The following is a 22,104-nucleotide window of genomic DNA, read 5'->3' on the forward strand; positions in this document are numbered from 1 at the left end:
CCTCAAATTTATTTTCCCTGACCAATCCAGGGAAATCCGGATCGGCTGTCCTGCGGTTCTGCGGACTGTTGTCTCATGCGGGTATCAATGTAACCGGTCGGCTGAATCTGGCTGTCCATCTCGGGAGCCGAATTCTGGAAGCGATCCTTGATCATCTGAGTGAACCGACGCTGTCCCGGTTGTTGACCCTGGTTTCTTCGTAAAAACCCAGGCGACTGTGCCTGTGGTCCGCTGACACCGGGAGCCGGTGGTGGCGGTAAGGGCTGATGCGACTGGATCGGACTCGGTGACTGAGCCGGCTGCTGAGGCTGGGTGGGAAAACCACCGCCCTGCTGCGGAATCGGTTGTGTCACAGGTCCCTGCTGATAAGTGCCTGTCTGTTCCGGCGGATAGTAAGGAGAAGCAGGAGACGGATTGAACGGCTGGTACCCCACTTCAATTCCCTGTCCGGCCCCTCGACCGTAGGGCTGCAACTGATAGACGGCACGATCGGGAGCACCTTCGGTCATGTTATATTTATAGAATTCTTTGTCGTGGGGAACGGTAACTTCATGCCCGGGATAAGGGGGAACTTCATCCTCTTCCATCGGATGCACCAGTTGTGGCGTTACGGTGATCAGGAGCTCAGACTCACCCTGAGTCGATTTCTTGGAACTGAACAGGTACGCTCCGACCAGAGGAATTTCTCCCAGCCAGGGAATTCGTGTCACCCCCGTAGAAGTGTCGTGACCGAACAGACCAGCCAGTACGATGGTCTGACCTTCACGGAGTTCAACCGTGGTCTGTGCACGCCGTGAGTTCAGTCCCGGGATCCCCTGTACCGAGTTGTTATCATTCACCTGGCTGTATTCAGGGACAATCCGCATGCGGATCAGGTCCTTATCGAGCACGATCGGTGTCACGACGATTGAAGTACCAAAACCGCGGAAGGTAGTTGATGTTCCCTGTGCTCCTCCGACTCCAACAATGGTCGGCACTGCAAATTCACCCCCAGCCAGGAAGCTGGCCGAGTGACCGCTTAATACAGTCAGCGTCGGTCGGGCCATAATCTTGGTGGTACCGTTCTCGGCCAGAGCGTTGATCAATACATTGACTTCGCCGGCTTCGAAGATACCGGTCAGCGTTGAAGGGACACCGCCCATCGTTGATCCCAGAAACTGACGACCGCCGTCGAACAGTACGCTCAAGTCAACTCCCAGCTGACGCATCATCGTGCGATTGATCTGGGCAATGGTCACATGAATCATGACCTGGAACTCACCGGGAATCTCCAGCATGTTCACAATCAGCGAAGATCCATAGAGGTTATTTCCGTAGCTGTTAAGCGCGTCGCCGTAACCCCCTCCCCCATAATAACCGGGCCCGACACCGGAAGGCTGTGGTCCGCCCAGGTTTCCTTCGTAGTTGATAACTTCACCACGGATCACATTCATAATGTTCGCCGCTTCGGTGGGATCAGAAGCCTGACCTTTCACGATGATCTTACGTGACAGGGGAATCAGATAAACCTTACTATTGGGAAACAGCACGGCGATTTTGCGTTCGAGCTTACCGTAATCGATCCGTCGCTGCCCTTCCAGGCTGGGATCTTGAATCGTGTGAACCAGGTAAGTGATCGGTGTTTCATCATTTTCGAACCAGAGAGTCAGAGTGGTTGTTCCCAACTCCAGACCCACGATCGAAACTTCGGTCGGGGAATAAGTCACGAATTCAATGATCGAAGGATCAGCAATTGCGTAACGACGAATGCGAGAATTTGTGATAACCAGTTGGCTGCGACGAATGATGATTTCCATCTCGTCGAAGATGCCGGGAGTGGAACGAATCTGAGTCGGCAGCGGCTTGCGGGTAATCCGCCCGGTATCCTGCACCATCTGAATCTGTGGTCCCGCATTAGGTGCATGCGCATCCTGAATCGGAATCACACCCTGCGGTTGATGGGCAACGGGTACCTGTTGTGGGTACGACGGTTGTTGATACGATTGAGCAGGGGGAGCGGAAACCTGCATGGGAGCAGGAGCATATTGATTCGCAGGCTGATACTGGTTTGCGGGAGCATACTGGTTTACGGGCTGCCTGGGTGGCAGCGGGCGCATGGATGGCCCCTGGGCAAACGCAGTATGAGCGATCGACGAAAAAGTGATGAAGAACAACGCAGCCCAGTTCATGACAAGCTGAGCACGTCGCTTTTCATCATTTCGAAATGCCGATCCATGGCAATTCTGTTTGTACATCCGCAGTCGCTCCCCTATTGCCTGCAAAGAGGAAAAAGGTATTTGCGTTTTACGTGACTTCTCGGCCCGGAATTAATTACCTGCGAGTTCTTGTAACCAGGTTGAAGAATCAGTAAGAACTTTATCTTTATCCAGCAAGTTATCCTTAACTTACTTTCTGCTTATGATTTACTCTCTATTCCACCGTCTCACGTACTTCCGAGGATACGCGACTTCGGTCTGCCAATCGACGTAACAGCAGACGTAATTCGGGTGGATAGAGTCCATATTGTATTGTTTGTATCGGCTGATCACGAAATTGGGATTAGAACGGTTCCTGTTAAATTTCCTGATCTCACAGAAAGTTTGAGTGAAAACCCTTAGATCACAGTCCATAAAAAAAGGCCCGGGATTCGCCACCCGGGCCTGATATCAAAACATAATCAGTTACTCTAAGTTGTCGTTTTGTCGAGACTTACCAACGGTAATTGGTATCGCGGTTGTAAGTGGGTGCTCCCGGATTGTACCAGGGACGACGGTAGCTGTATGACGGAAAGTAGTAGTGGCCGTATTCATTAGAGCGGTAGAAACCGGGGCCAAAGTGCCGTGTATACGGATCCCCCCCACTTCCCATCAATGCCTGATTCTGTTGCCCCGTATTGACTTCGCCATGACCGCCATACCACGTCTGGCCGGCCTGAATCCCTACCTGAGGGCTTGTCATCCCGTAGGTTCCGCCGGCTCCCTGTGTCGCACTATAGTAATAAGGACTCCCCACCTGAGGTACCTGGTTGTTGGGCAACCAGTACTGATTGCCTCCTTTAACATAAGGGCCTCCCGAATATCCTGGCACGGGATGAGTCAACGCATCCGGATCCGCGGGGGGATAATTCCCCTGCTGTTGCTGCTGTACCTGGGGAGGTACCTGAGGCTGCTGCTGTTGTGGCAGATTGTGATAAGGAGCAGGCGTATTATAAGGTGAAGGCACATTCGCAGCCGGATCGGGCTGCGGAGCGACTCCCCGCGGTGGGGGAGGTGGGGGCAATGTCCCTGCTTTCCCCAGATCGGCGCCGGGAATAAGTGAATCATCTGCAAATAAGGGGCTGGCGCAAATGCAGATCATCAATATCAGAGATGATATTTTCGCATGTGGTTTCATAAGTCTCTTCTACCTCATGTATCTAGTTAAAAACACCATCAATGATGATGATCGCTCGTCAGCAGGCACGTCCGTAAAGAGACGTGCCTGAAAGATCTATGTTCAATTTATGAATGAGCGCCAAAAACTCCAGTTCATTCCCAGACTTCCCGGTTGAGAAATACACTCTGGAACTGAACAGCATTCCGAGTCCGCTGAATTGATCATGGCGCATCACACCAGCGGGGAGCTTTTCGCGATGACACTCAAACCTACACCATTTTTTGAAGCCTGAACGGGAATCTCTATAAATCGAGGCGTTCCCGCCCCGGTTTCGGCAGAATCTGCCGGTTCAGTTTGACTGGATACTCTAACCCGATTTGAAAATATTCAGGTTGTAGCGCGCGTATGTGATCTACCCGCTGTGAATTTTGGGATGAACCTGAAGGTACGGCCGCTACGAAATCCGATAAAGTAAATACCAGCGCCATCAGTTTGCGCTGACGAAATCACCCAATTATTACGGTTTCAGATAAACAGGGACTCTGTTTTTCATACAGAGGAATTTCAGCTATGTCGACCACTTTTCTCGCTCTGGCAATCGCGGCCGCTGTCGGCGGTGACCCATCGCTCCCCAACCAGACCTATGGTGCTTACGGTATGACTGAAGTTCCCTACGATGCGGGTACCCCTATGACCAGCGCCGGAGTCACGGGCGGCATCTTCGGGGATCCACTTTACCCGTTCGATTCGCAATACCCCTGGCAGCACGGCTATTTCCAGGAAATATCCCCTTATAGTGGCTATCACTACTTCAAGCCATATAACTACCGGCACGTACTGTCTCAGACCCAGACTGCCAACGGCTGGGGAATTACACCACAGCTGGCTTACTCGCAGCACTTCTGGAATCGATACCACGAACAGGCAACCTGGAAGAACTACGCTCTGCCTCCCCGCGAGGAAGACATCGAAGAAATCCAGAAACGCAAACGGGAGTTCCAGGAAAAGCGTATCGATGAGAAGAGCTCTACCTCTTACTATCAACCACAGCGGGGCATGGTGCCGGTGCAGTACCAGCAGCAAAGTAACAACTACCAGCCACAGAATAATTACCAGCCCCAGAGCGGATATCAGCCTCAACCGCGCAACTTCCCGCAGTCGTCTTCTCAGTATCAGCAGCCACAGTACGAGCAATCTCAGTACCCACAGCAGCAGTACCAGCAACAGCAATATCAGCAACAACCTCAGCAGATGCAGCCGAAGTATCCTGCAAATGCTCCCGGCTACAACCAGAACCCGGTTTACATTAACCGCTGATCAGAGGCTTCAACCCCGGGTTCAACTCTGTACCGGTTCTGAATTGAGAACACGCAGCACCTGCTCCGTCGTGACAGGCTGAATCAGTCCCCGTTCGGTTATGATGCCCCGAATGAACTTTGCCGGTGTCACATCAAACGCAGGGTTGTATACATCAACTCCTTCTGGCGCAGTCTGTTTGCCAAATCCGTTGGTGATCTCTTCCGGCTGCCGTTCCTCAATCGGAATCTCGGCACCGCTTTCCAGGCTTAAGTCGAACGTACTTGACGGCGCGGCGATATAAAAAGGAATATCGTGCAGGCTTGCCAGCAGCGCGACGGAATACGTGCCAATCTTATTCGCGGAATCACCATTAGCGGCGATCCGGTCTGCTCCGGTCACCACGGCCTGGATCTTGCCTTCTTTCATGACCCAGCCCGCCATCGAGTCACTGATGAGAGTCACGGGGACATTCCGCTGCATCAGTTCCCAGGTCGTCAGTCGCGCGCCCTGTAATAACGGACGGGTCTCGTCAGCGTAAACGTGAATCCCCTTCCCCTGCCTGGCCGCTTCGAAGAAGACCGCCAGGGCCGTCCCTCCACCCGAAGTTGCCAGACCGCCGGCATTGCAGTGTGTCAGCACACCATCACCGGGAGAGAGCAGCGCCGCTCCTACTTCACCGATTTTATGACACATCTCCAGGTCTTCGACTTCAATCCGCCGTGCTTCTTCCAGCAGCAACGCATGCATTTCACCGCTGTCCAGATCCGCTGAATCCGCAGCCAGCTTCTGCAATCGATCAAGTGCCCAGAACAGGTTCACCGCCGTCGGCCGGCTCCCAGCCAGATACTCGGCAACGATTTTCAGTCGTTGATCAAATTCCGCACGCGAGGTGCCTGCTTCCGTTTGCAAACCCACGACGACACCATAGGCGGCTGCGATCCCGATCGCTGGTGCACCGCGTACGCGCAACTTCTTGATCGCTTCCCAAACCGTTTCGACATCTCGACATTCAATTTCTTTATACTCGGTCGGCAGCAGGGTCTGATCGATCATCTTCAGATATCCATCTGTCCCACCCACCCAGTAAAGTGTGGCGACATCGGAAGCGGCCTCGTGCTCGGTATTCATATTCATTCGTCTTCTATTTGATGTGAGAAATCAATTGGCTTAAGGATGCGTCTGAAGTGCATTCTAATCGAAATCACCTCAAACAAAAAACCCTGTGGTTTCACGAGCTTTTCCATTGATTCTGGTAATCTGTGTCTGGTATGCTCAAAACACTCTCCTTTTTAAAGATCCTTAAATATCACAGGATTTTTCCTTCCTGCCTAACTGAATAACAGCTGAATTCAAGGAATCAACGCTATGCTTCTGACTGCCCGTAAAATCTTTACCCTCTCTCTGCTGACCATCGCCGGTCTGATGGTTTCCGTGACTGCACCTCTGAGCGCTGAAGAACACTGCGAAAGCGATTTCGTCAGCATCTTCAATGGTAAGAATCTGGATGGCTGGCAAGGTGCGACCGACGGGTACTTCGTCAAAGATGGCATGCTGATCAGCAAGAAAGAAAGTGGCGGAAATCTCTTCACCGATAAAGAATACTCCAACTTCGTGCTGCGTTTTGACTTCAAACTCGACGCCGGTGCCAACAACGGGATCGGTTTCCACGTTCCTCTGAAACCGAAAACCAGCCCTGCTTATGCCGGTAAAGAACTTCAGATCCTGGATAACACCGCTGAAAAATATGCCAAGCTGCAGGACTATCAGTACCACGGTTCGCTCTACGGAACAGCTGCTGCCAAGCGTGGCTATTTGAATCCTGTAGGAGAATGGAACACCCAGGAAGTTCTCGTGAATGGCAACCATGTCAAAGTGACCCTCAACGGCACTGTTATTCTGGACTACGACATGGGAGACGCCAAGAAGAATGGCACGATCGATCACAAAGATCACCCCGGTCTCAAACGGGACAAAGGCTATATCTGTCTGTGCGGCCATGGCGCCGAAATCGAGTTCAAAGATTTCCGTATCAAAGAACTGAAATAGTCGCTCTCCAGACGGAATCAGATCCTTCACACAACGACAACAGGAAAAGTACGTATGAGCTCTGAACAGCAACCGGCTTCCAGCGAAGTCACGCGCAGAAGTTTCCTCCGCACCGGCGGTGCCGCAGCCGCCGGTCTGGCCTGGACCGCAAAAAGTTATGCCAGCATCCTGGGCGCCAACGATCGAATTCGCATCGGCTTTCTCGGTGCGGGTGGCATGGCCAACGCCCACATGAATACGTTCAACGCGATCAAAGATAAGAATAATCTCGAAGCGATCGCCGTTGCCGACTGCTGGCAGACCCGCGCAGAAGAAGGCAAAACCAAAACCGGCGCACAACACGCATTCGGTGACTACCAGAAAGTGCTCGAGATCAAGGACATCGACTATGTCACGATCGCAACGCCGGAACACTGGCACTCCCAGATGACCATTGATGCCCTCGACGCCGGCAAAGCCGTCTACTGTGAAAAACCGATGACGCACAGCATCCCCGAAGCTCAGGCTGTCATCAAAAAGCAGAAAGAGACGAAGCTGCCGATTCAGGTTGGTGTGCAGGGCATGTCTGACGATTCTTACTCTTCCGCGGCTAAGGCCATCGAAGAGGGAGTACTCGGTCAGGTGGTGCAGGCCCAGATCGAATACGTGCGTCGTTACGGCGAACAGGGTCCCTGGCGTCGTCCCGGTCTGAAAGACAATGAACCCAAACCGGCCGATCTTGACTGGAACGCCTGGCTCGGTAAAGCACCGAAGATCGACTGGAACCCGCACCACTACTTCGAGTGGCGGAACTATGGACAGTATTCGGGCGGGATCTGCACCGACCTGTTCATTCACCGTATCACCCGCATCATGAAGGCCTGTAACCTTCTCTATCCACGACGTGTCGTTGGGATGGGCGGAATCTGGCAGTGGAATGATGGTCGCAACCTGCCGGACAACTTCGAGATGATCTGCGAGTACCCGCGGGGCATGACCGTTTACGTGCTGGGTACCATGAGTAACCGGGTGGGCATCGATCACCTGATCCGTGGTTATCGCGGCACGCTCTACTTCACCCGTGAAGGCTGGGTTGCCAAAGACAAAGACGGCAAAGTGCTTGCGGAACACAAAAAGTCGGGTGCAGAAGATACGAAGCTGCATCATACAAACCTGCAAAATCATCTGCGGAATGGCGAACCACTCAACTGCCCGACTGAACTCGGACTGGCTGGTGTTGTCGCCGTCAACATGGCCAACGAATCATGGCGGTCCGGACAGATGATGGGCTGGGATACCGAAAACGAGAAGATGGCTCCTGCCAATACTCTGGAACTCAGCCACTTCCCGGAAACCACCTGATCGCTAACCCAGCGACACTGGATTTCACCCACGCCCTGGCAACAGGGCGTTTTTTATTTGCTGAATGCCGCATCACCATTTTTAAAACGCATCGCATTCTACGCGAAGGCACCAGCGGCTCAAGCTGAAGTTGTTGCACTGTTCAGTTAGAAAACAGGGTAAAGATCCGGTACTCAGCACGAATTTATTGGGAGTTGAAACGACAATTCATTAAAATCAAGGGAGTTCTATTGAAAGCAGATCGGCATGTTTCGCTTCAAAACCATGATCTCTCTCTGCATTCTTCTCGGCACCGGACTGGGCTGTTTTCATGCGCACGAGTACTGGATTGCGCATGTCCGTTACTGGGAATTTTCAAAGGTCATCAGCGGCAGTGAGAACACCATCTGCTTCTGGATGATTTTCGGCAGCGCGCTGTCCGCCGCCCTGATTGCCAGTTGGAAAGAGCGTACCTCCCTCTGGCTGGCACTTTCTGGAATTACAGTCGGATGGATGTTCGCAGCATGTACCGGTCCGATGTTTCGATTCAAAAAAGGAGAATACCTGGACCTGCTCCCAGCCGATATTGTCTGGGAACAATTGAGTCGACAGGCCCTGGGAATGCTCCTCGGTGCGTTCCTCTTCCTCTACTGGCCTGAAATTGGTCGATTCCTGAATTCCCTGAATGGAAAACATTCCGACGCGCTTACAGCGCCCCGCTCCCCGTCAGAATCACACGGATCGTCTTGAAGAGGATCTTAATGTCATTCCAGATGCAGCAGTTCTGTAGATACATCAGGTCCAGAGAGACCTTTCTGCGGAAGCTCTCCACGTTGTTGTCGTAGCCGTTGACGATCTGAGCAACTCCGGTCAACCCGGGCTTCAGCCCCAGCCGATCGATGTAGCCTGGAATTTCTTTGTTTAAGCCTTCGATGAACTCTGGCCGTTCCGGCCGTGGCCCCACCAGTGACATCTCGCCTTTGAGTACGTTCCAGAGTTGCGGCAGTTCATCGAGTCGCGTCTTTCGCATGAAGCGTCCCAGCTTCGTCACGCGTGGATCTCCTTTAACAGCGAACTGTGCGCCGTTCTTTTCTGCATCCACACTCATCGTACGGAACTTGTACAACGTGAACGGCATTCCGTAACCGCGCTCATCGCGACGGTCATTGCCGGCAACACGACGATCCCGGGACAGGTTCAGATCTGCCAGATCAACCTGTTCCTGACGTCGATCGTTTCGATTTTTCTTCCGGTAATTCAGACCAACGCGAGTCTGTTTGAAGATGGCGGGGCCGGGTGACGAGAGCTTGACCAGTACGATCAGCGTGAGCAGTAACGGCGACAGGATCACCAGCATCGTCGCTGATACGATGATATCCATCAACCGCTTGACCAGTCGGGTCCGCTCTGTGAGACACCGTACATCCACGCGCGGCTCTTCCAGATGCAGCCGGGTCAGCCATCCCGTGGAACGCCACAGTTCCACATCCAGATAGCCCTTCACCAGATCCGAAAGTTCTCCGGGTGGGATCGTACCTTTGACCGGAGTTTTTGATTGATTTGCCAGCACTGAACTCATGGGGAAACGCTTTCTGCTACCGGGAGATTTTGAGCAGGCCGTGACTTGTTACCTCATAAGCAACTGGCTGGCTTTAACTTCCTGCCCGTGCTTTCGCCGTCGGCCCGTTCGCGAATAACTACGTTCACTTAAAAATTAGCTCCCGATTGTCCCCCATGTTTCCCGGGAAGCACAGAATTTACGAGTCCATCCCCTTTCGCTTTCAGCTTTGTCAGATCCTAATAAAAAAACGGTCACAGGAGAAATAATGATCATCTCTCCTGTGACCGTTGTAGCGATTTTTATGACTGTGGAATTGATCAGTTCCGTCTACAGAGAGGAATCTCCCTTGATCTGGCTGGACAGACCACCGGCGGCGGGCAGATACATTTTCTCTGCATAGTCCATCACCATCCGGTCCGCATTGAACCGCCAGCCCAGTGTCCGGATCGCCCGTTTCATGCGGTGAATCCAGCCTAAAGGCAGGTCATCGTAGTTTCGATCGTAGTACAACGGAATGACTTCATCACGCAGCACCCGCATCAGGTTCACACCATCGCGGTCATCCTGAATCTCCTGATTGACGTGTGTCCGACCTTCGCCGATCGCAAAACCGTTGCTGCCATCGAAGGCTTCCGCCCACCAGCCATCCAGGATGGAACAGTTTAAGCCACCGTTCAACACCACCTTCTGACCACTGGTACCCGATGCTTCCAGAGGACGCCGCGGGTTATTCAACCAGACGTCAACACCCTGTACCAGGTGACGTCCCAGGTTGATGTCATAATCTTCCAGCAGCACGATCTTCCCACGGAACGGCGGTTCCTGGGTCAGCTTGAAGATCCGCTGAATAATCTGCTTACCCCGCTCATCAGCCGGGTGTGCTTTACCGGCAAAGATGAACTGCACGGGCCGCTCGGAATCTTCGATGATCTTCAGGAAGTTTTCCATGTCCTTCATCACCAGGTCCGCACGTTTATAAGGCGCGAACCGACGGGCAAAACCGATCAGCAGCGCGTCCGGGTTCAGTGCATTTCGCAGATGGCCAACTTCTTCTTCCGAAGTCCCACGCCGCCGTGCCTGGATTTCCAGCTGATCGCGGGCGTAAATGATCAGACGATTTTTCAACGCCTGATGTGTCTCCCACAAATCCCCGGGGGTAATCTCTTCAATACCCGCCCAGACGCTGGCTTCACCGGTTCGATAGTACCACTTGGTCGGCAAGACACGGTCGTAAATCACACGCATGGGAGCTGCCAGCCAGGTCGGCATGTGCACCCCGTTGGTGATATGTCCGATGGGAATTTCTTCTTCACTCCGCCACGGCCAGAGTGATGCCCACATCCGGCGGCTCACAACTCCGTGCAGGTTCGAAACCGCATTCGCCAGTCGGCTTAGCTTGAATGCGAGCACGGTCATACAGAAGGTCTCACCTTCATTCTGTGGATCGACGCGTCCCAGTCCCATCAACGCATGATGGTCGAGACCTAGCTGATCTCCCAGCGGTCCCACATGTTCTTCCACCAGGCCTGCATCAAACCGGTCGTGTCCGGCTGGTACGGGGGTATGTGTGGTGAAGACACAAGATGCCGCCACATCACGCAGAGCGTCGTCGAACGAGAAACCATCTTCGTGCATCCGACCACGGATCCGCTCCAGCGGTGCAAAAGCGGAGTGACCTTCATTCATGTGAATCACACTCGGACTGATTCCAATCGCCGCCAGGGCCCGCACACCGCCGATGCCCAGCATGATTTCCTGACGGATACGCGTCCGCTGATCGCCGCCATACAGACGCGCGGTCAGGTTTCGATCTTCTTCACTGTTTTCCGGCACATCGGTATCGAGCAGGTACAGCTTGATACGACCGACGTCAATTCGCCAGACCTTCGCAAAAATCTCACCCGAACGGGTCGCCACGGAAATCATCACCGGTTTACCATCAGGAGTGTAAGCGGGAGAGATCGGCAGATTTTTGGTCTTGGCTTCCGTGTACGATTCCTGCTGCCAGCCCTCTTTGTCGATGTGCTGTGAAAAATAACCTTCGCCGTAGAACAAACCGACGGCAACCAGGGGAAGTCCCAGGTCAGAGCAGCTTTTCAGATGGTCACCCGCGAGCACCCCCAGACCGCCGGAATAGATATGCAGCGATTCATGTATCCCGAATTCCGCGGAAAAATAAGCCGCACAGCGGTGCCCCAGAATGGTCGCGTTGGTCGACCCCCAGGTCTCCGAACGCTCCATATACTCCCGCCAGCGACGATAAGCCACGTTCACGCGGGAGTGCAGACTCAGGCTGCTCAGTTTCTTTTCCAGTTGTTCAGGGCTGTATTCTTCCAGCAGCAGCACCGGATTATGGTTTAAATCCGCCCATCGATCCGGGTCAATCAGATGAAAAATCTGAGTAACGTCAGGCTGCCAACTCCACCACAGGTTACCGGCCAGGTCACATAGCTTCTCATACACAGTTTTCTTGCTTGGCATTGAAGATCCATCCAATCGATTTCGATTTATGCGAGTCCGTCATCCTCCAGAACGATCCCGGGACTGATTGACTGCTGCCCCCGGAGTCATCGCGTAACTGCGATCTCTGGATTATGATAGAAAAAGTAGTCCGTTCAAAAAAGGTATTCAAAGTATAATGATCTCAACGTCGTCTGGGAGCCTTAACAACCAATCTTTCAACAGGTTAACGCGATCTGAAAATGAAGGACCTCAACCTGTCTCTCCCAGCCAACCCAGACTAACCCCTGCACCCCGATTTCCGGTTTGCTACAATGCTTTCAATATCAGCCCTGGATCATATTTCGATTCGCTTCAGGCTGATGAAAAGCGAACACATTGTAATCAGGTCCGCCGGATTTGAAAGATTTTAATATGAATATTCAGCGCATCTCAGACCTGCCTTCCCTTCCCCAACGCACGACCGACTCGCATAAAGGAACCTTCGGCAAAGTTCTGATCATCGCCGGCAGTCCCGGCATGACTGGCGCCGCCTGTCTGTCCGGCATGGCTGCGCTGCGGGGCGGCTCGGGGCTGGTCTTCATCGCGACTCCTGTTTCGGTTCAATCCATTGTGGCCTCAGTCAATCCCTGCTACCTCACTATTCCGCTCAAGATGGACTCCGAAGATCAGCTCACTCCCGAGTCCCGCTCAAATCTGCTCGACCAGTTGTCCGGTTTCGACGCCGTCGCCATCGGTCCCGGCTGTGGTCAACGTCCCTGGGTCCGCGATCTGACGCTGCACCTGTATGAGAAACTCACAGAACCATTAATTGTCGATGCCGACGGCTTGAACTCACTCGCCGCAGCAGACTCACCTCTCCCCGATCCGGCCGGCCCCCGAATTCTGACGCCACACCCCGGCGAATTTTCGCGACTCACCAACGTCAGTATCAAAGAGATTACTGCTAACCGGGAAACTCATGCGCTGGAATTCGCCCGGCAGCGCAAGGTCATCCTACTCCTCAAAGGCGCAGGCACCATCATCACCGATGGCTCCCGCATCGCCGTTAATCCAACCGGTAACGCAGGCATGGCGACCGGAGGCACAGGCGATGTCCTCACCGGATTGACCACATCCCTTGCCGGTCAGGGACTTCCCCCTTTTGACGCCGCCCAACTGGGAGCGTACCTGCACGGCCTCGCCGGTGACCTGGCTGCTGACGATCTGACGCAACCCGCCATGATCGCCGCTGACCTGATCGACTACCTCCCCGATGCCTGGCACGAAATCCTCGCCAATCAGACGAGTGAGTGAGCGATTGCCGTCGGCCACCGCGCATCATACAGATCGCCACGCAACCGAAAAGCGAAACATCGGACACCAGTAAACACGCACCGGGCCTATTTTGTCTTCTGCGAGACTTCCTGTGCCACAGGCATCGGATACTGGGGCGAATTCGCGTCCGGCTTCCGTTTCAGCAGTTCCGATAACTGGAAGCTGAAATACTTCTGATTCGCAGCCGGCTGACCGTCGGTGCTGGCATTCGCGACCCACAGCTTCGTCGATTTCGGCTCAAACAAAACGTTGTGCAGGTTCGACTTCATCGCCACCGGACGGCTCATCAGCTCGATTGCAGACTCAGCGGTGAAATTGCCATAGCCATTCTTCACCCGCTTCGAGAGTTCCTGGTAGCGGTCTCCCGCAGACAGCAGTGCCGCATCTTTGACGGGGTTCGGCAGCAGCGGATGAAATTCGCCAGGTTGAATCACCTGCATCTTTTCCCAGCTGGTCGCCATCCCGACCGAGCGATTCGTTTTGCCGTCCGCGATCACGTAATAATATTCACACGTGCGATAGTTGTCTTTGAAGACCGCAATCGCTTCGTCCAGATCTTTAGCTGTCTCCAGAACTTCACGAACCAGAAACGCCATCGGTACTCCGGCCCAGTGCCCGAGTCCGCGGCCGCCCATCTCACCAATCGAAACTGACTTCATATTCATTCCGGTGACCGAACCGATGAATCCCGCATAGGTCACATTCACAAATGGAATGCCTCCTTTCGGCTCTGCGACGACCAGCACCGCATGATCCTGCAGTCCCCAGTCACACGCATAGTCCAGCACACGACCGTGATACAGGGTGCCATCCTTCGTCGCAGTGTTCGCCAGTGAAAATCCGCTGCAGTGGAACATCTCCGGGATGAAGTTCGTCGCCCGTACATCCTCGTAAGCGATTTCCGCCCCCGCTGCCAGCCCCTGCATTTCGTCGACATACTTCTGAGGCGTATATGGTTTCTGGATCTGAATCACCGTTTCAATCGCCTGGCGGGGCTTAAGTTTCACCAGACCGAAATCCACAAGCGTCGTATCCCCCTTCTCATTCAACAGGTTATACATGTTCTTGCGGATGTGCTCCTTCAGCAGAACTCCCTGCTGGTAACCCATTTCGTAATGCGTCCCTTTGAGATGCAACACCAGGTAGCCATCCACTTTTTCCAGCCAGCCATCACCACAGCGGGCAATCGTCTGAGCCGCAGCGGGTCGTGCTGACAGACAGATCAGGGCCAGAAACAGAAGAAAACTGATACCTGTTAAATGGCGCGGATTACGAAGCATGAGAAGATCCTTTGTTCTTGTCACAATGATCGGAAGTGGTTGATGAGAAGTGAATTCCGGTCTGCCTCATTATGCCAGAATCACTCAGTCTTACAAAATCTATTTTCTCAAACTCAATTAAAAAATGAACATAAACTCAGTTTTCAGGCCTTGATCACAAATCAAAGCCCCTTGGACTTGCAAACGGCTACCGGAATGTGTGAAGATTAACCCACACAAAGCCCTGTAAGTTACCGTTGATACCTTACAGTTCAGGCTGGGGTTTCAAAAACTCCTCAGCAACAGCTGAGTCGCTGTCGGGCTTGATTTACGTCTCATCCTAAGCTCCCTTGTTAGCAATCCCTATGTTTCGAGTTCTGGGTAACACCGTTGTCCGCTACTGGCAAGTCTTTCTTGTCTTCTGGATTCTGGCAGTCGCCGGTGTCTCTTACGTTGCGCCCGAGTGGTCCAGTGTTGTGCAAAACGGGGAATTTGCCTTCATGCCCGCCGACTCGCCCAGTCTGCAGGGTGAGAAACTCTTTAAACGCGCCTTTCCCGATGACCTGCTGGCCAGCAGCATCGTGCTCGTTGTCCGTCGCGAACATGGCGACCAGGGACTCCGCCCCAAAGACCTGAAATTCATTGAGGATACCCTCAAACCCCGGCTTGAAGAAATTGCGGAAGAACAGGGCGGTTTTGCAACCGAACGCAAAGACAACAACAGTCAGACCCTGACATCGAACATCTCCCGCATCCGCACTTATACCGATAAATCGATCGGCGACCTGCTGCAGAGTGAAGACAACAAAGCGTCGCTGGTCATCGTGGAACTCTCGACCGAATTTCTCGATCAGAGCAACGCGCAGACCGTCGAGAGTATCGAAAACCTGATTCAGAATGACGAAGCATTCAAACAGACGATCGAGCCCGGACTGGATATCTCGTTGAGCGGTATCGCCACCGTTGGACGCGATATGATCCGCGCTGCCAACCAGAGCGCCGAAGCCACCGAACTCTGGACCGTGTTGCTCGTGATCCTGCTCCTGATCATCATCTATCGCGCACCGATCCTGGCACTCATCCCGCTGTTTACCGTCTTTGTTTCCGTACAGATTGCCCTCTCCGTACTGGCGATCCTGGGAGACTGGGGCTGGGTCGGACTCTTCTCCGGCATTGAAGTTTACGTGACCGTCATCCTCTACGGGGCCGGCGTCGATTACTGTCTGTTCCTCATTGCCCGCCATCGCGAGGAACTCGAAAAAGAATGTACATTTAAAGAAGCGATTTCCAACTCGATCGCCACCGTCGGTGCGGCTCTCGCCGCCAGTGCAGGTACCACCATGTGCGGTATCGGCATGATGGTCTTCGCCCAGTTCGGTAAATTTCAGCAGGCCGGTGTCGCCATGGCCCTCAGCCTGTCCTTCGTTCTGATGGCCTCCCTGACCCTCACGCCTGCCCTGCTCTGCCTGGCGGGACGCTTCGCTTACTGGCCTCAAAGCTTCAATGAACGTGTCGCCATTTCCGCAGGCTGGCTCACCCCGTCCAGCGTCATGGCCCGCCTCATGCAGCGCAACTGGGCCGGCTCTGTCTGGGAAACGGTCTCGCAGGGACTGCTCAAGAACCCCGGTAAAATCTGGCTCACCACCTTCCTGGTCCTGTTCCCCTTCGCATTGATCAGCCTCGCCTGTTATGGCAACCTGAGCTACGGTCTGCTTTCGGAATTGCCCAGTGAAGACCCCAGCGTCATCGGCACCAAGGCCGTCCAGGGACACTATCCTGCCGGTGCCACCGGACCTTTGACCCTGCTGTTCGAGAATCCCGACATCAACTTCTCCGACGCGGAAGGCCGCGATGCCATCGAGAAACTCACCGCTTCCCTGCTCGACCAGAAAGACGAGCTCGGCATCGCTGACATCCGCAACATGACCAAGCCGTTCGGCATCGGTGCCGCCGACGAAATGGAGAAGGCCAGAAACCTCACCGGCCTCAAAAAGATTGGCGCCCTGAGCCGGATCAAGCTCATCAAAAATTATTACGTCAGTTCGGAACCCGAACTCGAAAATCATGTCACCCGCATGGACCTGATCCTCGAGAAAGATCCCTTCTCGCACGACAGCATGAAACAGCTCGAACGCGTGAAGACCGCCGTCAACAAAGGTCTGCCCGATAAACTCAAAGGAAACACCGACCTGTATTACATCGGTGCCACCGCCAGTATCAGCGACCTGAAAAATGTGACCGACCAGGACCAGGCCCGCATCGATGTCCTCGTGCTCGCCAGCGTCTTTATCATCCTGGTCATCCTGCTGAGACGACCTGCAATCTCCGCGTACCTCATCGTGAGTGTCTTCTTCAGTTACCTCGTCACACTCGGCATCACCTTCGCCGTCTTCTGGGCACTCGACCCGCAGAACTTTGCCGGCCTCGACTGGAAAGTGCCCATGTTCCTCTTCACGATCCTCATCGCGGTCGGCGAAGACTATAATATCTACCTCATCACCCGCATCGATGAAGAACAGAAACGCCTCGCCCCCGTTGAAGGCGTCATCTCCGCCCTCAAGAGTACCGGCGGAATCATCTCCAGTTGCGGGATCATCATGGCTGGAACCTTCTCCTCGCTGATGGCAGGTACCCTGGTCGGTATGCAGCAGCTGGGCTTCGCCCTCGCCTTCGGCGTTCTGCTCGATACTTTCATCATCCGCCCCATCATTGTTCCCGCTTACCTGATCATGCTCTATCGTGGCTACTTCGGCTCCTGGGGCAAGTACCTCGGCGCCGCCCAGTTCCTGGAAACCAATCCCCGCCCCGAACTCGATACCTCCCACACCAAATAATTCCGCCTGGCGATAATCCAAACAAGATAACCCGTGACGGCGTTTCAAATGAAACATCCCCCTGAGCGGCAAGGCGCTAGCCGCCGGTAACCACGGTTGACTAAGATCCAGAAACCGCTCCCAAAACCGGGAGATCCCGAATACAATCCGAACCGCACGCAGCGACCTGGAATCCGTCAGCATAAAATCATGAGCGTTTCCCACAACCTCGCCCTCCCTGACCTGACAATATCACCACTGAACCTCCCGCACTCACCGCTGAACAGACTCCCCTTGATTCGCCTCTCCCGAATCGTATGCTACTCCCTCTGGCTCGCGCGCGAGGCAGGTCGGCGAGCACCGGAACACGCAACACCAGTGCCCCGTTTCCACCTGAATCAACGCTGCTTTTCACTCTGTCTCCACTGGAACAATTGGAACCCATGCGAAATGTTCTCCCCACTTTGTTCACGGCACACCAGGACAAACCCCGGCCACACCAGGACAAAATCTACGACACAAGAGGACAAAATCCGGCCACATCGGGACAAAATTCTGTCTTGACTTCCCGCCGCCGTTCAACACAATCAGCCTCACGATCAAAACAAAATGCAGCGGCAGTACCTGTGTGCCAACCCGCCTCGCGAAACGCCATTCGCTTCAACATCCAATGGACCTCCATAAACGGTGACTCCTCAGCGGCAAGGTGCCAGGTAGCGTTTATTTAATAGTTTTCTACGTGATCATAAGGTCGACAGCGTTAGCTATGTAAGTATCCACCGTGGCCGAGGGTATGCTGTTACACTTGTTTTCAGGACTTCAACAGCAGAAAAGAAATTTAGCCGCAGGGCGTTAGCCCCGGTTGAAACGTCTTTGGTATATATCATCCGAATTAAGAAACGCTACCTGGCCGCCGGTAACCATCGTGAATACGAATACAGAAACCGATGACAAACGCCATTTCACCCACAAATCCGGATGGGCCCGAATGCAATTCGGGCCGAGCGCAGCGAGCAGGAAACTGACAGAGCAAGAGCACAAACCACAGCAGAAAAACCAACCCCTGTTAAACGCAGGGGCGGTACCCATGTGTCCGCCCACCTGGCGACCTGCCACCAGTATCAACGTCCAAAGAGAAGCACTGTCCGCCCCACCTACCCTGAGCGGCACGGCGGTAGCCGCCGGTACCAGAACCAGCGTCAGCCTTTCTCCCCGCAACAACTCCTTCGACCCCGCACAATCGAAAACAGCGCAGGAAATCATACCGATCGGCGTCAACGCGCATAGAGGAAGCGTAACCAACGCACATCAACCAGTAACCGACTCGTAATCAGGGCCGCTAATTTCAGCTGCCACGCAATCTGCACTTCTTTGCAACGGGTTCATATCGATCGGGCAATGATCAGGATGCGAAATGTATCAATCAGACAATCAATGCAGATCCATATGTATTCTATAAATCATTTTTTAATTAACTAATCTCATATATTATTTTGTACGTAATTCAATGATATGTTATTGATTTATACGCATCACCCGTGTAGTTATATACTAAAGTAAGCCTGTCTATTTGATCTCATCTATTTTCACTTCTGTTCTTTTATCTGAAGGTGCCCCATGACTCGATCGAGCAATTCACGGCGTGGATTCACATTAATTGAACTTCTGGTAGTGATTGCAATCATTGCCATTTTAATTGCGTTGCTGCTACCGGCTGTCCAACAGGCCCGCGAAGCTGCCCGCAGAACTCAATGCCGAAACAACCTGAAACAAATTGGTCTCGCCTTACACAACTATCACAGCACGTTCAAACAGTTTCCACCTTCCGCCATCTATCGTTATCCAAACATCGACAACGGCGGAACACAGCCTCTGAACTATTCCTGGATCACAATGATTCTGCCTTATTTTGACCAGGCCCCCCTCTACAATCAGATCAATTTTTCTGTGCCCCTCTGGCCGCAGACTGATAACAGTGGAAAGCGGATCGCCTCCACGTTACTACCACAACTACTCTGTCCCAGCGATCCTGGCTATGGCGGTGCAAATAAACATAATATTGCCTGGACGAACTACGCCGGATCGGAAGGCTACGACTGGCATCGCAGACCCGGTCACCGTCTCAGTGGTATTTTTGAAATCCTGACTCCCGTAGGAGTACGTGACGTCGTCGATGGCACTTCCAATACCATTATGGTGGGCGAAGTCTCTGCACACGGTTACAAAGATGGAGCGATTCGCACAAGTGGGACGGGTACGGCACGACGGGGAAACGATGGCGTATTTCGAGCCTCGTTACTGGCAACCAACTCCAATGGAGATGTCAATGCAGGCCCCCTGCTTGACCCGGAAGGAACACCCCGTGGTGGAAGTCCTGCAACGGCGACATGGTGGAGATCAGCTCCCTACGCCTTCCAGCCCACCTACCTGGCTGCCTGGGGCCCCAACGCCAACTGGCCCGGCTCGGGAAGTGTCCACGAAGGCGGCGCGTTTTACCTGATGGCTGACGGAGCAGTGCGATTTATCTCGGAAAGTATCGACACGACACCCTGGCCCGATACCACTTCCATTGGCTTGAGTGATCCCAGGTCCGGTGGTATCTGGATGGCACTAAACACTCACAATGGCGGTGAAGTCATCGGAGAATTCTGAGACCGAACTCCACACCGTACGTTCTCAACGATCCCCGAGCGTCATTCTTAATGACACAGGCCCGTTTGATAGTGCGGGCTGGTGTCTTCAACATCCCTTTATAGAAAGAGTGTGAGATGAAGTGGTTTGCATGGTGTCTCTGCGCTACGGCACTAATGGCCCCGGTTTTTTATGGCTGCAGCGACGAACTGACTGAAGAGGAAGAAAAACAGTCCATTGAAGAGATGAAGCAGGAAGGGGAGAAAATGGAAGAACTCCTGCCGGCTAAAATTGATTAAACATGGGCTTATCAGGCTCTCCTTACCTTTCATGAGCACCGCCTATCAGGGCGGTGCTTTTTCTGTCATGCTCGATTCAGAGAAAGTTTCATGAACCAGGATCAAAATCAGCAGAATGATTCACAGCCGGAGTCCGGTTCTCAGGCGAAACGCAATCCCATCGAACGCGTCATTGTCTGGGGAGCAATTCTAATCTTACTCGTCATCCTGGTCATCGAATATCGTGCGAAACAGCGATACGATGCGTCGATTTCCGCACTGCAAAAGGTCGCCAACGGGCTGCGCGATGTTTCCATCGACGAGGCCCGCGGATTACTTGTCGGATTCAGCCAGCAGGAAGGCCCCCAGCCAAATGCAGCAGGCTTGAATACCTATCACTATCGATGGTTCAGCCTCTTTAAAGGTGATTCGTATCAATTGACGCTGGTCGAAAACGAAGACCATACGCTGAAATCGTTTGACGGCCCTGCCTTTGCTGAAGATCCAGATGTCCTGGCCAGGAAATTAAAAGAAGCCAATTCGGATGATGTTGATTCCACTCCGCCACTCATTGGAAATGCCCGCCCTCAGGATCCGCCTGCCCAGGCCGCTCCACGAGATCAGGCTTCCGACAAACAGCAGGATCAGGCCGAAAAGAAATCCGTCAGCGATGATTACCTGAATTGACCCGAGGAAATATCTGTTTATCGACCCGCCAATCCACAGGATCTGCACCTCAGCGTGGCGTATGAATAATCAACTCCGGCAGCGCCGCTGACCGCGAACCAGGCACCGGCGGATTATCAGCCGGCCGGAACGTAAACACGGCCGAGAACTTGGGCTGATCGGTAAAGTTCCGCGTCGCCGCATGAAAAGTTCGGCAGTGAAAAAACAGCACATCCCCGGGATGCAGTTCTGCCAGCACACCGGTCTCAATCAGAGCCTGATTCTCCGGCAGGTCCGGACGCAGAAAGATCCGCTCGTCCAGACGCTCGGGACCGAATTCCATCCGGTGTGTTCCGGGAATCACCTTCAGACAGCCGTTCTCCCGGTTCTCTTCCCCCAGTGCCACCCAGACACTGATCAGCTCTTTCCGCTCGAACGACCAGAAACGGATATCCTGGTGCCACAACGTATCGCTGCTGAACTGCGGCTGCTTGGTCATGATGCAGTTATGGTGCGCCAGCGGCATGACGTAGTCGTCCCCCAGCAGCGGAGTCAGACGATTGACAATCGCCGGGTGGTTCACCAGATCGGTAAAACTCATCCCCCGGCTGTGAGCCTGTTTCAGCCGCCGCACGGTCTCCCCGCCAATCACCTGCCGCGAAGCGGGTGAACCGGGATACTCGACATCCGCCTCATACTCGACCGGCTCCACAACCTGCGCCAGTCCCTCTTGCGTCGCCGCCAGCATCTCCTGCCGCAGCGATTCGGGACAGAGATTCCGAAAAATCAGATAGCCGTCCTGCTCGAATTTCTCAACTTCTTCCGCAGACAGCCGCTCCTGAGACAGGGACTGTGATGGTGATGCCATGGTTTCCAACTCTGATCATAAAGACACGCACCGGCCACCGGATCAATCACGCCAGATCCGGCCCGGCTCATGCCGTTATCATACAATTCCGATTTGGAAAATTAAAGTAGTGAAATTAAGTTATCTGCCGATCGGCACTCAAGCGCCGTCGCCCCCAGACCTTAACGTTCGAAGTCGACTACCGTCGACTCTACCCGGCCACCCCAGAATTGAGTAATCGCTGCAAACCGGG

The 22,104-nt window shown here is 53.6% G+C and carries 17 protein-coding genes; 10 read left to right on the forward strand and 7 right to left on the reverse strand.

The annotated features are described in order from the left end of the window. Positions 1-8 precede the first annotated feature (8 nt). Both F1728_RS09845 and F1728_RS09850 read right to left on the reverse strand, forming a co-directional pair. Positions 9-2,234, reverse strand: coding sequence for a type II and III secretion system protein family protein (locus F1728_RS09845; RefSeq protein WP_155363951.1), 2,226 nt, complete (start codon positions 2,232-2,234; stop codon positions 9-11). Between the two features lie 454 nt (positions 2,235-2,688). Beyond that, entirely contained in the window at positions 2,689-3,336 is a 648-nt protein-coding gene (locus F1728_RS09850; protein WP_155363952.1) for a hypothetical protein, read from the reverse strand. 588 nt (positions 3,337-3,924) lie between these two features. Here F1728_RS09850 and F1728_RS09855 point away from each other — a divergent pair. After that, a complete protein-coding gene (locus tag F1728_RS09855; protein WP_155363953.1) occupies positions 3,925-4,671 on the forward strand; it encodes a hypothetical protein in 747 nt (248 codons plus the stop codon). A gap of 21 nt (positions 4,672-4,692) precedes the next feature. Here F1728_RS09855 and mtnA read toward each other — a convergent pair whose 3' ends face one another. Further along, positions 4,693-5,787, reverse strand: coding sequence for an S-methyl-5-thioribose-1-phosphate isomerase (mtnA, locus tag F1728_RS09860; protein ID WP_228030603.1), 1,095 nt, complete (start codon positions 5,785-5,787; stop codon positions 4,693-4,695). Positions 5,788-6,018: 231 nt separating this feature from the next. Here mtnA and F1728_RS09865 point away from each other — a divergent pair, with 231 nt between their 5' ends. From F1728_RS09865 to F1728_RS09875, 3 genes are all read left to right on the forward strand, one after another. Continuing rightward, entirely contained in the window at positions 6,019-6,699 is a 681-nt protein-coding gene (locus tag F1728_RS09865) for a 3-keto-disaccharide hydrolase (protein ID WP_228030605.1), read from the forward strand. Positions 6,700-6,753: 54 nt separating this feature from the next. Next, positions 6,754-8,040, forward strand: coding sequence for a Gfo/Idh/MocA family protein (locus F1728_RS09870; RefSeq protein WP_155363954.1), 1,287 nt, complete (start codon positions 6,754-6,756; stop codon positions 8,038-8,040). A 246-nt stretch (positions 8,041-8,286) separates the two neighbouring features. Continuing rightward, positions 8,287-8,769: a hypothetical protein gene (locus F1728_RS09875; protein ID WP_155363955.1), complete on the forward strand. Its 483-nt coding sequence runs from the start codon at positions 8,287-8,289 to the stop codon at positions 8,767-8,769. Here the strand turns inward: F1728_RS09875 and F1728_RS09880 are convergent. Further along, on the reverse strand, positions 8,726-9,598 hold the full coding sequence (locus F1728_RS09880; protein WP_155363956.1) for a sugar transferase: 873 nt from the start codon (positions 9,596-9,598) through the stop codon (positions 8,726-8,728). The genes F1728_RS09875 and F1728_RS09880 overlap by 44 nt on opposite strands. A 309-nt stretch (positions 9,599-9,907) precedes the next feature. Then, a complete protein-coding gene (gene glgP / locus F1728_RS09885; protein WP_145181059.1) occupies positions 9,908-12,061 on the reverse strand; it encodes an alpha-glucan family phosphorylase in 2,154 nt (717 codons plus the stop codon). A gap of 393 nt (positions 12,062-12,454) precedes the next feature. Between glgP and F1728_RS09890 the strand changes: the two genes are divergently transcribed. Beyond that, complete coding sequence (locus F1728_RS09890) at positions 12,455-13,336, forward strand: NAD(P)H-hydrate dehydratase (RefSeq protein WP_228030607.1); 882 nt, start codon at positions 12,455-12,457, stop codon at positions 13,334-13,336. Positions 13,337-13,422: 86 nt separating this feature from the next. Here the strand turns inward: F1728_RS09890 and F1728_RS09895 are convergent, their stop codons facing one another. Beyond that, positions 13,423-14,637, reverse strand: a complete 1,215-nt coding sequence (locus F1728_RS09895) for a C45 family autoproteolytic acyltransferase/hydolase (protein WP_155363958.1) — start codon at positions 14,635-14,637, stop codon at positions 13,423-13,425. Between the two features lie 344 nt (positions 14,638-14,981). Here F1728_RS09895 and F1728_RS09900 point away from each other — a divergent pair, with 344 nt between their 5' ends. From F1728_RS09900 to F1728_RS09920, 5 genes are all read left to right on the forward strand, one after another. Beyond that, a complete protein-coding gene (locus F1728_RS09900) occupies positions 14,982-17,450 on the forward strand; it encodes an MMPL family transporter (protein ID WP_155363959.1) in 2,469 nt (822 codons plus the stop codon). 1,066 nt (positions 17,451-18,516) lie between these two features. Continuing rightward, complete coding sequence (locus F1728_RS09905; protein ID WP_155363960.1) at positions 18,517-18,759, forward strand: hypothetical protein; 243 nt, start codon at positions 18,517-18,519, stop codon at positions 18,757-18,759. Between the two features lie 287 nt (positions 18,760-19,046). Further along, entirely contained in the window at positions 19,047-20,081 is a 1,035-nt protein-coding gene (locus F1728_RS09910; protein ID WP_155363961.1) for a DUF1559 domain-containing protein, read from the forward strand. Between the two features lie 116 nt (positions 20,082-20,197). Further along, on the forward strand, positions 20,198-20,359 hold the full coding sequence (locus tag F1728_RS09915; protein WP_155363962.1) for a hypothetical protein: 162 nt from the start codon (positions 20,198-20,200) through the stop codon (positions 20,357-20,359). Between the two features lie 90 nt (positions 20,360-20,449). Continuing rightward, entirely contained in the window at positions 20,450-21,025 is a 576-nt protein-coding gene (locus F1728_RS09920) for a hypothetical protein (RefSeq protein WP_155363963.1), read from the forward strand. Between the two features lie 49 nt (positions 21,026-21,074). Here the strand turns inward: F1728_RS09920 and F1728_RS09925 are convergent, their stop codons facing one another. Continuing rightward, positions 21,075-21,872 carry a phytanoyl-CoA dioxygenase family protein gene (locus F1728_RS09925; RefSeq protein ID WP_145181055.1) on the reverse strand — a complete coding sequence of 266 codons (798 nt, stop codon included), beginning with the start codon at positions 21,870-21,872 and terminating at the stop codon, positions 21,075-21,077. Between the last annotated feature and the right edge of the window lie 232 nt (positions 21,873-22,104).

The organism is Gimesia benthica, from assembly GCF_009720525.1.
Classification (GTDB): Bacteria; Planctomycetota; Planctomycetia; order Planctomycetales; family Planctomycetaceae; genus Gimesia; species Gimesia benthica.

Excerpts from the sequence above, each read along its gene's own strand:
- F1728_RS09845 (WP_155363951.1), bottom strand. The coding sequence starts at position 2,234 with ATGTACAAACAGAATTGCCATGGATCGGCATTTCGAAATGATGAAAAG.
- F1728_RS09850 (WP_155363952.1), bottom strand. The coding sequence starts at position 3,336 with ATGATCTGCATTTGCGCCAGCCCCTTATTTGCAGATGATTCACTTATT.
- F1728_RS09855 (WP_155363953.1), top strand. The coding sequence starts at position 3,925 with ATGTCGACCACTTTTCTCGCTCTGGCAATCGCGGCCGCTGTCGGCGGT.
- mtnA (WP_228030603.1), bottom strand. The coding sequence starts at position 5,787 with ATGAATATGAATACCGAGCACGAGGCCGCTTCCGATGTCGCCACACTT.
- F1728_RS09865 (WP_228030605.1), top strand. The coding sequence starts at position 6,019 with ATGCTTCTGACTGCCCGTAAAATCTTTACCCTCTCTCTGCTGACCATC.
- F1728_RS09870 (WP_155363954.1), top strand. The coding sequence starts at position 6,754 with ATGAGCTCTGAACAGCAACCGGCTTCCAGCGAAGTCACGCGCAGAAGT.
- F1728_RS09875 (WP_155363955.1), top strand. The coding sequence starts at position 8,287 with ATGTTTCGCTTCAAAACCATGATCTCTCTCTGCATTCTTCTCGGCACC.
- F1728_RS09880 (WP_155363956.1), bottom strand. The coding sequence starts at position 9,598 with ATGAGTTCAGTGCTGGCAAATCAATCAAAAACTCCGGTCAAAGGTACG.
- glgP (WP_145181059.1), bottom strand. The coding sequence starts at position 12,061 with ATGCCAAGCAAGAAAACTGTGTATGAGAAGCTATGTGACCTGGCCGGT.
- F1728_RS09890 (WP_228030607.1), top strand. The coding sequence starts at position 12,455 with ATGAATATTCAGCGCATCTCAGACCTGCCTTCCCTTCCCCAACGCACG.
- F1728_RS09895 (WP_155363958.1), bottom strand. The coding sequence starts at position 14,637 with ATGCTTCGTAATCCGCGCCATTTAACAGGTATCAGTTTTCTTCTGTTT.
- F1728_RS09900 (WP_155363959.1), top strand. The coding sequence starts at position 14,982 with ATGTTTCGAGTTCTGGGTAACACCGTTGTCCGCTACTGGCAAGTCTTT.
- F1728_RS09905 (WP_155363960.1), top strand. The coding sequence starts at position 18,517 with ATGTGTCCGCCCACCTGGCGACCTGCCACCAGTATCAACGTCCAAAGA.
- F1728_RS09910 (WP_155363961.1), top strand. The coding sequence starts at position 19,047 with ATGACTCGATCGAGCAATTCACGGCGTGGATTCACATTAATTGAACTT.
- F1728_RS09915 (WP_155363962.1), top strand. The coding sequence starts at position 20,198 with ATGAAGTGGTTTGCATGGTGTCTCTGCGCTACGGCACTAATGGCCCCG.
- F1728_RS09920 (WP_155363963.1), top strand. The coding sequence starts at position 20,450 with ATGAACCAGGATCAAAATCAGCAGAATGATTCACAGCCGGAGTCCGGT.
- F1728_RS09925 (WP_145181055.1), bottom strand. The coding sequence starts at position 21,872 with ATGGCATCACCATCACAGTCCCTGTCTCAGGAGCGGCTGTCTGCGGAA.